Source organism: Bremerella sp. TYQ1 (assembly GCF_020150455.1).
GTDB lineage: Bacteria > Planctomycetota > Planctomycetia > Pirellulales > Pirellulaceae > Bremerella > Bremerella volcania_A.
On record NZ_CP083740.1, the window covers coordinates 5,018,664 to 5,031,720 of the forward strand.

Below are 13,057 nucleotides of genomic sequence, written 5' to 3' on the forward strand. Positions count from 1 at the left end.
GACTTTTCAAGCATCTGACAGAAAGAGGCGCCCGTCGGCGGATGGGTAGCTGTCCCGTTGCTTGAGTGATAGTCGCCCGGGAAGGGTGACTCTCTCCAAGTTAGACATCGTTTGGGCGAGTCGGAACTCGCAGGGAAAACCAGACGGATGTTGTTGATCACTGAGTGAGGGACAACATGAACAAGGGATACCAGAATGTCGCGCTCCGACAGTTGCGTGACCAGCAGATTAAATATGCTCCCCGGGATCGCAAGCTCGATCAGGCCAATCGTGCAGAGAAACTTATCTCTGAGATCGACCCGAGCAAGCAGTACCCGGTCGACTATATCTACTATCGTTTGACCGATTTCCGTCCTGAGCAGCCGAACGTTGGTTCGCTTCTGCCAGGCAAGTCGGCTTCGGAAGACCTCCGCTTGATGGTGGAAGACCTTTCGGATGCCGCGGATGTCTCGGTCGATTCCGTTCCGGAAGAAGTGCTGACCGTCGAACAGTTGAGCGACCGCTTCAACGTTTCGACCAAAACGATCTCGCGATGGCGTAAACAAGGCCTCGTCAGTCGTAAGTTCCTCTTCGACGGACGAAAGCGTGTCGGATTCCTTCGCAGCAGCGTCGAACGCTTCGTGAAGGACAATCCTGACCGTATCGAACGTGGTCGTCATTTCAGTCAGCTTTCGGACGCTGAAAAGCTGGAGATCATCGACCGAGCTCGCCGTTTGGCCAACGCGGGAGGTACCCCTTCGGAAGTTGCCAAACGCGTGGCCGCGAAGATGGGACGTAGCGTCGAAACGATTCGTTACACGCTGAAGCATCATGATGACGAGCAGCCGAAGGAAGCGGTCTTCCCACGCGGAAGTGGCCCGCTGACCGAGTCGGCCAAGCAGATCATCTATGGCGAATATCGCCATGGTGTTTCGGTCGATCGACTTTCGGAAAAGCATGGCCGAACGCGGGCCTCGATTTATCGGGTGATCAACGAGATCCGCTTCCGCCACATTACCGAACTGCCGCTGGATTGCATCTACAACGACGACTTTGAAAAGCCAGAGTTGGAAGAGGATATCCTCGGCGAAATGCCACCGCACGAAAAGCCAGCTCGTAAAGTTCGTGTTCCTTCGGGACTGCCAACCTACTTGGCTTCGCTGTATGAAATGCCGCTTCTGACGCGTGAGCAGGAATATCACTTGTTCCGTAAGTTCAACTTCCTGAAGCACAAAGCATTGAAGATCCGCGAGCAGCTGGATGAACAGCGTCCGAAGTCGAGCGACATGGACGCCATCGAGCAGCTTTACGACAAAGCGAGCGAAGTGAAGAACCTGATCGTGCAGTCGAACTTGCGATTGGTGGTTTCGATCGCCAAGCGTCATGTCGGTGCGACGGAAGACTTCTTCGAACTCGTTTCGGACGGCAACATGTCGTTGATTCGTGCGGCCGAGAAGTTCGACTACTCGCGAGGTAACAAGTTCAGCACCTACTGTAGCTGGGCGATCATGAAGAACTTTGCCCGAACCATTCCGGTCGAGTTCCGTCATCGCGATCGTTACCGTACGAGCTTGGACGAATACTTCACCACGCGTGTCGACGAACGTACCGATCAGTACGAACAGGAAATGGCTCAGCAGACTCGCGAAAAGCAGATCGACAAGATCCTGCATCGCTTGGATGAACGTGAGCAGAAGATCATCATCCGCCGTTTCGGTTTGGACCACAGCCGCGAACCACAGACACTAAAGGAAGTGGGCGAAGAGCTGGGCGTGACCAAGGAACGAATTCGCCAGATCGAAGCACGTGCTTTGAACAAGCTGAAAACGGCCGCGAAGGATTACAACTTCGACCTCCCGGAAACCAACTAATTCGCCCCCAGCGAACGACGTTTCCATCATGCGAAAAGCCAGAGGCTACGGTCTCTGGCTTTTTTTGTTGCCCTGTTTGCAGCGGTAGGTTAAGCAGAATGTAGGACGCGTGTCGCATTGCTGCCGGAGCTAGGAGACCATTTATGAACACCAGTATCCTTCAACGTGAGGCGATTGCGCAGGAAGCAGCCGTTCCCGATTCCAGCGATGTATATGCCGGCTGGTCGGAAGAACTGGCGGACACGTTGGGGTATCGTGTGCTGTCGGCCCAACAAGAAAACGCTCGGCAGCTTGCGCACTTGCACGAAACGCTCGCAGAGTTAGAGATTGCGCCGTTCACAAACGAAAGCGTGAAAGCTTACAAAGATGCCTGCGAGGAAGAGGCTTTCACCACACTGGACAATATCATCGATTCCTCATTCATTCTGGGGCTGTTTGCTGCGGTGGGGGCGTTTCCTGTGTTGATCGTTGCGGCACTGTTTTCGATGGGCGAGCTCGCATTCTATGCCGCCGCAGTGCTCTCGGTAGGAATGGTGATTGCGATTGCTTGCTATAACCTGGGAGGGCACTATTTCCTCGAGAAAAAGTGGCAAATGCATGCATTGGAGGCCTATCCAGAGCCTGTCCCCGAGTTCGCATTGCAAACCGCGATGGACATTAAGAACCGTTGCCCTGATGTCGAGTTTTACATCAGCACATTAGTAGAAGCGGAGGTCATTATCGATCCCTTTCTGGTGCTTCGTTTTCATGACGGCGAGCGGGATCGCGACTACTACCTGGAAGTCTGGAACGAGTCGACGTTTCAGGGGGAGCGTGAAGTCTGAGATTTGGCCGGTCCGTTCAAGTCGGCAGTATTTGGCATCAAGAAGAGCGGTCCGATGGAGCGGGGTATTTGCCGAAGATCAGGCCGAAGATTAGTACCAGGTAGGTCCATGCTACGACGATGAACATCATCACGATGACATAAATGTGCAGCTTGATGGCTTCTTTGAATACCGCGGCGACGTATGCTTTCACGGTCACGTTATCGGCCTCAGGCGGTGGAATAGGGACCTCTGTTACCCACACTCCGCCGAAGCTGCTTAGCAAGGCCAGCAGCATTGAAACGATGATCCAGCCGATCAATTGCGTGAGCGTGCCCCAGGTACCTTCCATGATTCTTTTCGCCAGTTTGCCGGCCAGTCCCAGCAGGAAAAGAATTGCCCAACCGATTGCGCTCATGCAAAGCAGGAACAGAACGAGGGTGATCCACTGAGGTAAGTTCATCGTCGGCACAGCGAGGGACAGTTTGAGCGAGGCAGCCGGATTTTATCAGGCCAATTTTTCCGTGTCACCAATTTTTCAAGCAGTGCCCCGTACCGTTTTTGCTGGAAGGAATCGCTCTTGTCGCGCAGACTCAAGCGATCGTAAACGCTTATCGATAGAGATCCAATGAGCCGCGCCACGCAGATCGTTCGTTACCTGATACCTCGCATCGCGCTTGTCGATCTTCCATGGATGTTGGGCGTTGCAGCGGCCGGGTCACTGCTGGCAGGCCTGTATGGAATTGGGCACGATCAGCTGACCTATTCGATCTCGCCAGAGTACTTCACGAAGATGAAGTTCGAGCAGTTTCACTACGCCGACTTCGGTTTCGGAAATCGCGTTTTTGTGGCCACGATTGGCTTTCTTGCGTCGTGGTGGGTGGGGGCGATTGCGGCTTGGCTGCTTGCACGACGTTTGATTCCTGGTCAGCCTCGCAGCGTCGCGATTAGCCAGATTGTGCGAGGATTTCTCGTTGTTTTGGTGGTGACGTTTCTCTTTGGATTCGCTGGATATGTCGTCGGAATCTGGCGAGGACCGGAGGCTGACTACAGTCGTTGGCAGACCATGATCGACGTCTTGGGTATCGAGCAGCCATGGCATTTTGTGCGTGTCGCGACGATTCACAGTGGAAGTTATTTAGGTGGGCTCGTCGGATTAATTTTTGCTTTGCTGCTGATTCGCCCTGTTGAATCTGCGGAGCGGAAAACGCTTGATTCGACAAAATTCGTGCGAGCTTAAACGCCTTTTGCTAGGTTTCATTTGTGGGCCTGCTTGATGCTTCGTGTGGGAAATCACGAGCGAACCAGTCGATTGCTTGATGACCGATCGGGGGCATAGGAGTAGCGCCATGAATGTCTCGGAATTGCAGCGGGAACCGATTCTGCTAGAGGCCCGCGACCATTCGCCGGAAGATCTTTCGCATGCGTTGGCCGACGAAGCGAGTGCCGTGCTGGGATATACCACCACGCTAACGCGGGCACGTCGCAGGGCCGCATTGCAGCAAACGTTAGAGGAGTTGGACGTCCGTCCGTTCACTCACGAAAGCGTGCAGCGTTACAAGGAAGCTGGCGTACGGCAGCCCCACTGGTTGCTCTCGACACTGCTTAACAGCGTAGCGGCAATCGGAGCGATTGCGGCGGTCGCAGGAATTCCGATGCTCATCGTTGCCGCATTAACGATGAACGCCTCTTTGGCGTTCGCCGTAGCGTTGGCGATCGTCTTCGGGGGAATCGCTCTCTTTGTATTTTCTATACTGGGTGAAAGCCTTCTAACGCAGCGAATTTGGCTGACGTACGACTTGGCGTATTACACGAAGCCCGTCCCAGAGTTCGCCCTGCAAACGGCGATCGACATCAAAAAGAAGCATCCCGAAGTGGAGTTCTTTGTCTGTTCACTGGAGGAAAGCCAAGTTGTCCTCGACCCATTCCTGGTCATGCGAATCCCTGGCGATCCAACGCTTCGCGAGTATTATCTGGAAGTGTGGAACGAGCCGGAATTCCAGGGAAAACGCGAGGCGTAACGGGTTGATTCAACGCATGCTCAATACGTCGTGAGCATGCGTTTTTTGTGGGGAATTGCCTATCGTTTCTTCGAGAGATCAAAGTCTTTCAGGTCGTATGTGAACGCGCTTTCGCTATCGGAAACAGAAGCGATAAGCGGGCTCGTGTTCGGGATGCGAAACGATCGGGGGATGGCTTGAACGTTCTTGGGGATTTGGCGTGGCGAGCCTGGCAGTGGATCGCCCGGTGGTGGTTGAATGGTGATGACATACTGACCGACCGCCACCCCTTTTAGGTCGACGCGTCCCTGTTCGTCGAGCGTGCCGCCATAAGCTTCCCCGTTTTCGTGGCTGGCAAAATCAATCAGGGCGCCGGTGAGTGGTTTGCCTCCCTGCGTGATCTGGGCTGAAATGTCGGTCCGCTTCAAATGCGATCGCGGTTGTTGGCTGCATCCAGCCAAGGAAAGTGAAACAATCGTGCCCAGCAAGATCATGTAACCAGGGCCTGGAGAGAGAAAAAAATTCTTCATGGCAGATCTCAAGTGCGAGTGTTCGAGTTTCAAGAAGCGTTGCGCTAGGGCGGCCGATGTTTAAAGGTCGGAGATGACAAGACCATCGTCCAGCGTGAAGCCTCGGCGCAGCATCTCCATGTCGGCCGTTTCCTGAACGAAGCGAACCGAACCGTCCCCCAATAGCGTTTCGATCCCGCCGGGGTGATACGAGTTGAGAATTGTGTTGACGTCGAACCAGGAGTTCGCCCCGGACGGTGCGCCTGAGAGCCAGGAGCTGTTGATCGGGTAACGGAACGTAGCGGTGCCTTGGGTGTATCCGCTGCTGTAGGTGATTTCGTGAATCGGAGTGTCTTTGTTCCAGACGTTCGATCCAGACGACGTCGTCACCGTGTTGGTGCGAAGTCCGTCCCAACCGCCCAGGGCGTTCGCACTTTTCTCGATGCCATCGACTTGGCCAGACTGTTCGGCGATGACCATCGTGTTGGACGTGCCGTCGGTCATCTCGGCCAGTTTGCGTCCGCGAAAGTTGATGAATGCGCCGTTCTCGCAGTGGGTCCCAGACTGGACGGCGTTGACCTGGGTGCAGACGCTAAGGCGATTTTGGGGATCAGGATAAGCCCCGGAAATGCCCACGTAATCGTGGACTTGCGACCAGTCGGGACTCGTTCCGGAATAGGTCATCGCCGGATTGCGGTCTGGAAGCGCACTGGACGGACATACCAAACCAGGCACGGTGACGTCGTAAAGCACAGGGTTTCCGGTAAACATGCGGCCATCAAAGCGGCCCCACGCGACGCTAAAGTCGAGCTGATCGTAAACCACGCTTTGCTCGAGATACGGCAAGATGGTGATCTTCCAGTTGAAGAGCGAGACGTTCCCGGTAGGGAGTTCCTGATAAGTGTTCTCGAAATTGTGCAGTGCGAGCCCAAGCTGCTTTAAGTTGTTCGAGCACTGCATGCGTCGAGCGGCTTCGCGGGCTTGCTGCACCGCCGGTAAAAGTAGCGCGATCAAAACACCAATAATCGCAATCACGACGAGCAGTTCGACCAACGTGAAACCGCTTCGCATGGGAACAGGCCGAGTCTTCATAGATACCCCAGAGATGAAAATATGCGTGGGTGATCAATTCCTGGCGGCTTGGGAAGTGGGGAAAGCTGCCAACAGGCATGACAAGGCGGTGCGACCTGCTTGCAAAGAAAATGCCGAACCGATGGGCTTACTTTGTCCACCTAAGGGAGGGGAGGTGGAAAGTCTTGTCAGGCAAGCACTTCAAAGAAGGTGGTGATGGGTGATGTCTCGAAAAATCATGTGGAGAACTTGCCGGCCTAGATGCGTTCCATGTGCGAATGCCACAAGATGTATCGGCGTTGCTCGATTGTTGTGCGAGGCAAAAGTTCACGCAGTCTACCCGCATTGCCTAAACCGTGATCGATTGCCGCTCTCGAAGTGCACTCGTGGGCAAAAATGTCACAACTTCGTGTCATACGAACTGGGGCTTAGTATGTCCAAGAGTGTCGATCGATTAGGCCGATTAGCGAGGGGATGCTGAGCGCAAACGAGCTCGCGAACATGCAATTGAATGCGGTGTCCAACGCTTAGCTGGGATTTTGGACGAAATTTGCCATTCCCATGCTCATCCTGGCTTGCGGGGAACTTTGGACTCGTTATAGTTATTGGTTTTCCATAAAGCCCAGGTAGTGGGCTAGCGTAGCTCAATTGGCAGAGCAGCTGATTTGTAATCAGCAGGTTGTGGGTTCAAGTCCCTCCGCTAGCTTGTTAAGCCCACTTTGGGGCTGAATTTGGACGGATAAGAGCCGTTTTCGACGGGTTGCCGAAGCCACTAGTTTCGGAGGCCTAGCAAAGCGGATATGTTGGGGGGTTTCCCGAGCGGTCAAAGGGGACAGACTGTAAATCTGTTGGCATTGCCTTCACAGGTTCGAATCCTGTACCCCCCACTGAATTGAAATCCCGGGCTTTATTGGAAGAAAAGACAGCAAGGCCTGGGTAGGTTGCGGGTGTAGCTCAATGGTAGAGCAACAGCCTTCCAAGCTGAAGACGAGGGTTCGATTCCCTTCACCCGCTTCGCAACACGCCTCTTTACCGGGTCTGTTGTGAGCTTGCCAAAGCGATCTCGATAGGTCGACGAGGCTCCGTTGTCGAGAATCGGGTTGTCCGTTTGGGCGGCTCGGAAGCGAGTAGCCGGGTAAAGGTGGCGGAAGCAAAGCCCCAAACAAGCTTCCCATTTTTCGGCTGCTGTAGCTCAGTGGTAGAGCACTTCCTTGGTAAGGAAGAGGTCAAGGGTTCAAGTCCCTTCAGCAGCTCTTCACGGCACCTTGATTTTCGTATTTAGACAGATCCCAATTTTTCACGGTTTAACTGGGGTAAGAAAGACATAGAAAATGGCCAAGGACGTATTTGAACGATCTAAACCTCACGTCAACGTTGGCACCATCGGTCACATTGACCACGGTAAAACGACCACGACGGGCGCGATCTTGGCGGTTCAGGCTGCCAAGGGCCTGGCAAAGATGAAGGAATACTCGGAAATCGCCAAGGGTGGTACCGTTCGTGACGAAACGAAGACGGTTACCATTGCTGTGGCTCACGTCGAGTATGAATCGCCGACTCGTCACTATGCTCACATTGACTGCCCCGGCCACGCTGACTTCGTCAAGAACATGATCACCGGTGCTGCCCAGATGGACGGTGCGATTCTGGTGGTTTCCGCTGCTGACGGTCCAATGCCGCAGACGAAGGAACACGTTCTGCTGGCTCGCCAGGTTGGTGTGCCTTGCATCGTGGTTTACCTGAACAAGTGTGACCTGGTCGACGACGAAGAGTTGTTGGACCTCGTCGAGCTGGAAGTTCGTGAGCTGCTGAACAAGAACGATTTCCCAGGTGACGACTGCCCAGTTGTCCGTGGTAACTCGCTCGGTGCTTACAACAACCCTGCTGACGCAGACGCTTCCGCTTGCATCACCGAATTGGTTGACGCACTGGACAGCTACATTCCAGAACCAGAACGCGAAACTGACAAGCCATTCCTGATGGCAATCGAAGACGTCTTCTCCATCGAAGGTCGTGGTACGGTTGCTACCGGTCGTATTGAACGCGGTATCGTCAAGGTTGGTGAAGAAGTCGAAATTCTCGGTCTGACCGAAAAGCCGACCAAGACCACCGTCACCGGCGTTGAAATGTTCAACAAGATCCTGCAAGAAGGTGTTGCTGGCGATAACGTCGGTTGCCTTCTGCGTGGTGTCAAGCGTGAAGACATTTCGCGTGGTCAGGTTCTCGCCAAGCCAGGTTCGGTTAACCCGCACACCAAGTTCGAGGCAGAAATCTACTGCTTGAGCAAGGAAGAAGGTGGTCGTCACACGCCATTCTTCAGCGGCTACCGTCCACAGTTCTACTTCCGAACCACTGACGTTACCGGGACTGCCAATCTGCAAGGTGCAGAAATGTGCATGCCAGGCGACAACGTCAAGATCGAAGTCGAGCTGCACAAGCCGATCGCTATGTTTGAAGGTGTTCGCTTCGCTATCCGCGAAGGTGGTAAGACCGTCGGTTCCGGCGTTGTTACCAAGATCACCGAGTAAAACTCGTTTAGAATTCAGCTCGCCGAACCAAGCATTGGCTTTGGTTCGGCGATGCTACAGGGGCGTAGCTCAATTGGCAGAGCGCTGGATTCCAAATCCAGATGTTGAGAGTTCGAGTCCCTCCGCCCCTGCTTAATCGTTGGTGTTACCGAATTTGTTGAGCGCGTCGCACCGGTAAAGAGACCCTGGAAAAACACCCCAGCGTCGTCGCCGCGGCAGGAACGCCAAAGACTGAGAGTGACCATGGCCAAGGAGAAGACCGTCGGTTCCCCTTCCCTTCTCAACGAGATGGTGCAGGCGAATCGGTATAAGCGGACTCAGGGCAGGATTGCCCGGCAGGCAACGTTAATTTCCATTTGGGTATTGACCGCGATTGCCGCTTACCAGCTGTATCAGCAGATGGAAGCGATGGCAACGATGGTTCAGTACCAGTTGCACTTGCTGGTTCCCATTGCCCTGGTCGTCGTTGGTTTTTGGGTAGCCTATCGACTGATTAACTGGCCTACGTTCGCGGACTTTTTGATCGCGGTCGAGGCAGAAATGAATAAGGTCACTTGGCCTTCCAAGGCTGAGTTGTGGCGAAGTGTCATCGTGGTGATCGCGTTGATCTTCATCCTGGCCATGCTGTTGTTTGCGTTCGACTTGTTGTGGATCACCCTGTTCAAAACGATCGGGTTGATTCCTCCAGATCCGCAGACTCCGCCGACGTAGTCGCTCGGTTTGTAGCGGCTTGTTGGCAGCGGCCCTTTGGTTGCCAGGTGCATTTCGCAATAGATAGTTCGGTCCTTGCGGCCGGATAAGGTTGAGTATCCGTGTCAAGTTCCCCTGACAATTCGTTTGATCCTCAGAAGGACCCCGAGTCGGGTATCCCTGCGGACGCAGAAAACACCGCAGAAGAAGCAGCGACCCCGGAAGCTGCTGCGGATGATGCTGCGTCAGTGGAAGAGCCAGAATCGGCTGACGAGGAAAACGCATTGGGCGAAGCTGCGGAAGATCAACCTGAATCCGACGATGCCGCTCCCGCTGAAGATTCTACGGAGGAAGCAGGGCCTGCTGAGCCAAAGCCAGCTCCTGCGGCCACCGGCAAGAAGCGTGGGCCGATCGAAGAAATCAGTGATGAAGAGGAAGAAGCTGCGGAGGCAGCTGACAAGGAGTGGTACATCCTCAAGGTTCAAAGCAATCGCGAAAAGTCGATTAGCAATAACCTGATCCGCCGCGTCAAGATGGCGGGCCTCGAGGATTACTTCGGCGAGATTCTTGTTCCTACCGAGGATTTGGTGGAATACAAGAACGGCAAGAAGAAAGTTACCAAGCAGAAGCTCTATCCAGGCTACATCGTCGTGCATATGGCAATCAACGACGAAACGTGGTTTCTGGTTCGTGAGACCGGTGGCATTGGTGACTTTACCGGCGCGGCTGGCAAGCCAGTGCCGATGTTGCCGCACGAAGTGGATCGCATCGTCAAGAAGACGCGCAAGCCCGAAGAAGGCGAGCAAGAAGAAGTCAAGACGAACATTCGCTTCAAGATTGGCGACCATGTTCGCATCACCGAAGGAACCTTCGAGAACTTCGAGGGGGATGTCGAGGTGATCGACAACACCAATGGCCGCGTGACGGTCATGATCAATATTTTCGGCCGCACAACACCGGTGGAGATGGAACACTGGCAAATGGAGCCAGTTTAATCCACTTCAGGCGTTGGACCGGTGGTCGATTCTTCTAACTCCCCCTTTGCCGGCGGAAACAGAGAACGAGCCTCGGGGCCTTTGTTTAATAAGCACACGGTTTACATAGCATTCGGTTGCGGCACGCCGTCCAGGCAGACCGCAGCACGGGAAACAGCAAAATGGCACGGGAACAAGTAGGTCAAGCGAAGTTTCAGGTCCCCGGCGGTCAAGCCACTCCGGCTCCTCCTGTCGGTACCTCGTTGGGTCGTTTCGGTGTGAACCTCGGTCAGTTCGTTCAACAGTTCAACGACAAGACTCGAGAGTTCAACGGCATGCCGATTCCGGTTGTCGTCACTGTGTACAACGACCGTACCTTCGAGTTCGTCTGCAAGAGCCCACCAGCTGCTGCCCTGCTGAAGAAAGCTGCTGGCCTGGCCAAGGGAAGTGGCACGCCGAACACCAAGAAAGTCGGTAAGGTCAGCCAAGACCAAATCGAAGACATCTGCAACCAAAAGATGGCGGACTTGAATGCCCGCGACTTGGACCACGCTCGCCGAATGATCGAAGGAACGGCTCGGAGCATGGGTCTGGAAGTCACGGAATAGTCCTACCCCTTTACGCGAACATTATCTCCCTACCTATTGGCGATAAACGATGGCTAAACAATCCAAACGATACCGAGCCCTGGCAGAAAAGCTGCCAGCCGAACCGCTCAACCTGAAAGACGCGATCGTGCTGTTGAAGTCGTTCGATACGACCAAGTTCGATCAGACCGTGGAAATTGCGATGCGATTGGGTATCGATCCGAAGCAAGCTGACCAGTTGGTCCGTGGCGCTTTGGTTCTGCCGCACGGTATCGGTAAAGTCCAGCGTGTCATCGTCTTCGCGAAGGGGGATAACGCCACCGCCGCGGAAGAAGCTGGTGCGGACGAAGTCGGTGCCGAAGAGCTCGCCAAGAAGATCAAGGGTGGTTGGCTCGACTTTGACGTCTGTATCGCCAGCCCCGACATGATGGGGTTGGTCGGTCCTTTGGGTCGTGTCCTCGGTCCTCGTGGTTTGATGCCATCGCCACGTGCCGGTACGGTCACCCCAGACGTCGCTAAAGTGGTCAAGGAATACAAAGCCGGTAAGGTCGAATTCCGTAATGACCCAACTGGAATCGTTCATGCAGTCGTTGGTCGTCTTGGTTTCGAGTCGGACAAGCTGCAAGACAACATCCAGGCCTTCATCGATCATATCAATGGCCTCAAGCCTCAAGCGGCGAAGGGCACTTATGTTCGTAGCGTCAATTTGAGTGCGACAATGAGCCCCGGCATCCAAGTCGCTCTCTAAATTGTTCCTAACCAGTTCAAGCGTTACGCGAAAACACATTCGTATAAAAGCCCTGAGCCATGAGTAAGTATCTAAAAAACCTGGTGATCACCGATCTGTCCAAGCGATTGGATGGGGTCAACGACTTGTTGGTGGTCGACGTTGTGGGGATGAATGCGGAAAAGACTCACCTGGTCCGCAAGCAACTCCGCGAAAAGGGCCTGAGCCTATTGGTCGTGCGTCGCACGCTGGCCGCCAAGGCTTGTGAAGGCACCACGCTCGCTCCCGCCTTCGAGGGCATGCAAGGTAGCACCGCCATCGTTTGGGGCGGCGAAGACTTCGTCGATTTGGCGAAAGAAGTCGTCAAGCTGAACGAGAACGATGATTATCCCGGGTTCACCGCCAAGGGCGGTGTCATGGATGGCGAATCCCTGAACCCTGATTCGGTCAAGGCAATCAGTAAATGGCCCAACCGAGCTGAACAGCTCTCGCTTCTGGTGGGTCAGATTCTGGGTCCTGGCCGTACCCTGGGAGCCCAAATCAAGGGTCCTGGTGCCAAGTTGGCCTCGCAGGTCAAGCAAGTTGGCGAAAAGCAAGAAGGCTAACAGCCTTCTCTCGGCAAACGTCCTGGCGGCTTTTGCCGAAAGAACGTTTCCATAAACCAAAACATCCGTATTCCCTGGCGCAGGTGGAATCGCTCCCCTGCAAATCGTGTTGAAAGGATAAGATCCGAAATGTCCGAAGAAGCAACTGCAACCGTCGAAGTGTCCGAAGAAATCAAGGGTTTGGGCGATCAGATCGCTGGTCTGACCCTGAAGCAAGCCGTTGAACTGGGCGACTACCTGAAGGACGCTCACGGCATCGAAGCCGCCGCTGGTGGTGGTGTCGTTATGGCTCCTGGTGGTGGCGATGCCGGTGGTGCTGCCGCTGCTGAGCAAACCGAATTCGACGTCGTGATGACCGACTTCGGTGCCCAGAAGATCGGCGTCATTAAGGTCGTCCGTGGTATCACCGGTCTGGGCTTGAAGGAAGCTAAGGACCTCGTCGAAGGTACCCCAAGCAAGATCAAGGAAGGCGTCTCGAAGGAAGAAGCCGAAAAGGTCAAGACCGAACTGGAAGAAGCTGGTGCCGTCGTCGAAATCAAGTAAGACGTTGGTATTTGGCTGATTTCCTGTTTTCACTCAGGCGTTGCCTCGCCTATACTTAAGAGGCAACGTCGCGAGGTGTGATTTTGAAGTCTCCCGGATCTTCTTTTTCTTTTGACAGCATGGATGGGAATCAGGTAAGAGTGCGCGCCCGTATCTCCGGGCGTGCTAGC

General features: G+C 54.4%; 14 protein-coding genes and 5 tRNA genes. 16 read left to right on the plus strand and 3 right to left on the minus strand.

Annotated features, from left to right (window positions below; translation table 11 throughout):
- Positions 1-176 precede the first annotated feature (176 nt).
- Together LA756_RS20390 and LA756_RS20395 are read left to right on the plus strand one after the other, a co-directional pair.
- On the plus strand, positions 177-1,850 hold the full coding sequence (locus LA756_RS20390) for a sigma-70 family RNA polymerase sigma factor (RefSeq protein ID WP_224436575.1): 1,674 nt from the start codon (positions 177-179) through the stop codon (positions 1,848-1,850).
- 143 nt (positions 1,851-1,993) lie between these two features.
- Complete coding sequence (locus LA756_RS20395) at positions 1,994-2,674, plus strand: hypothetical protein (RefSeq protein WP_224436576.1); 681 nt, start codon at positions 1,994-1,996, stop codon at positions 2,672-2,674.
- Between the two features lie 37 nt (positions 2,675-2,711).
- On the opposite strand, the gene LA756_RS20400 is transcribed toward LA756_RS20395, so the two are convergent.
- Positions 2,712-3,125 carry a hypothetical protein gene (locus LA756_RS20400; protein WP_224436577.1) on the minus strand — a complete coding sequence of 138 codons (414 nt, stop codon included), beginning with the start codon at positions 3,123-3,125 and terminating at the stop codon, positions 2,712-2,714.
- A gap of 156 nt (positions 3,126-3,281) precedes the next feature.
- Between LA756_RS20400 and LA756_RS20405 the strand changes: the two genes are divergently transcribed.
- Positions 3,282-3,893: a hypothetical protein gene (locus LA756_RS20405; protein ID WP_224436578.1), complete on the plus strand. Its 612-nt coding sequence runs from the start codon at positions 3,282-3,284 to the stop codon at positions 3,891-3,893.
- A gap of 109 nt (positions 3,894-4,002) precedes the next feature.
- Positions 4,003-4,674: a hypothetical protein gene (locus LA756_RS20410; RefSeq protein ID WP_224436579.1), complete on the plus strand. Its 672-nt coding sequence runs from the start codon at positions 4,003-4,005 to the stop codon at positions 4,672-4,674.
- A gap of 59 nt (positions 4,675-4,733) precedes the next feature.
- Here LA756_RS20410 and LA756_RS20415 read toward each other — a convergent pair whose 3' ends face one another.
- The gene (locus tag LA756_RS20415) at positions 4,734-5,183 is read right to left on the minus strand and encodes a carboxypeptidase-like regulatory domain-containing protein (protein WP_224436580.1); all 450 of its coding nucleotides are present in this window, start codon (positions 5,181-5,183) and stop codon (positions 4,734-4,736) included.
- A 60-nt stretch (positions 5,184-5,243) separates the two neighbouring features.
- Complete coding sequence (locus tag LA756_RS20420) at positions 5,244-6,254, minus strand: DUF1559 domain-containing protein (protein ID WP_224436581.1); 1,011 nt, start codon at positions 6,252-6,254, stop codon at positions 5,244-5,246.
- A 612-nt stretch (positions 6,255-6,866) separates the two neighbouring features.
- Here LA756_RS20420 and LA756_RS20425 point away from each other — a divergent pair.
- The 12 genes from LA756_RS20425 (at position 6,867) to rplL (ending at position 12,887) form a co-directional block, all read left to right on the plus strand.
- Positions 6,867-6,939, plus strand: a tRNA-Thr gene (locus LA756_RS20425).
- 99 nt (positions 6,940-7,038) lie between these two features.
- Positions 7,039-7,120: transfer RNA gene (locus LA756_RS20430), tRNA-Tyr, on the plus strand.
- A 56-nt stretch (positions 7,121-7,176) separates the two neighbouring features.
- Positions 7,177-7,247, plus strand: a tRNA-Gly gene (locus tag LA756_RS20435).
- 167 nt (positions 7,248-7,414) lie between these two features.
- Positions 7,415-7,486, plus strand: a tRNA-Thr gene (locus tag LA756_RS20440).
- A 78-nt stretch (positions 7,487-7,564) separates the two neighbouring features.
- A complete protein-coding gene (tuf, locus tag LA756_RS20445; RefSeq protein WP_224436582.1) occupies positions 7,565-8,761 on the plus strand; it encodes an elongation factor Tu in 1,197 nt (398 codons plus the stop codon).
- A 58-nt stretch (positions 8,762-8,819) separates the two neighbouring features.
- A tRNA-Trp gene (locus LA756_RS20450) sits at positions 8,820-8,892 on the plus strand.
- 112 nt (positions 8,893-9,004) lie between these two features.
- Positions 9,005-9,472, plus strand: a complete 468-nt coding sequence (secE, locus tag LA756_RS20455; RefSeq protein WP_224436583.1) for a preprotein translocase subunit SecE — start codon at positions 9,005-9,007, stop codon at positions 9,470-9,472.
- A 101-nt stretch (positions 9,473-9,573) separates the two neighbouring features.
- Complete coding sequence (nusG, locus tag LA756_RS20460) at positions 9,574-10,446, plus strand: transcription termination/antitermination protein NusG (protein ID WP_224436584.1); 873 nt, start codon at positions 9,574-9,576, stop codon at positions 10,444-10,446.
- A 161-nt stretch (positions 10,447-10,607) separates the two neighbouring features.
- Positions 10,608-11,033 carry a 50S ribosomal protein L11 gene (gene rplK / locus LA756_RS20465; protein ID WP_224436585.1) on the plus strand — a complete coding sequence of 142 codons (426 nt, stop codon included), beginning with the start codon at positions 10,608-10,610 and terminating at the stop codon, positions 11,031-11,033.
- Between the two features lie 49 nt (positions 11,034-11,082).
- Positions 11,083-11,760 (plus strand): 50S ribosomal protein L1, encoded by a 678-nt coding sequence (gene rplA / locus LA756_RS20470; RefSeq protein ID WP_224436586.1) that lies wholly within the window; start codon positions 11,083-11,085, stop codon positions 11,758-11,760.
- A 59-nt stretch (positions 11,761-11,819) separates the two neighbouring features.
- A complete protein-coding gene (rplJ, locus tag LA756_RS20475) occupies positions 11,820-12,344 on the plus strand; it encodes a 50S ribosomal protein L10 (protein WP_224436587.1) in 525 nt (174 codons plus the stop codon).
- Positions 12,345-12,473: 129 nt separating this feature from the next.
- Positions 12,474-12,887 carry a 50S ribosomal protein L7/L12 gene (gene rplL / locus LA756_RS20480; protein ID WP_369123634.1) on the plus strand — a complete coding sequence of 138 codons (414 nt, stop codon included), beginning with the start codon at positions 12,474-12,476 and terminating at the stop codon, positions 12,885-12,887.
- Positions 12,888-13,057 lie beyond the last annotated feature (170 nt).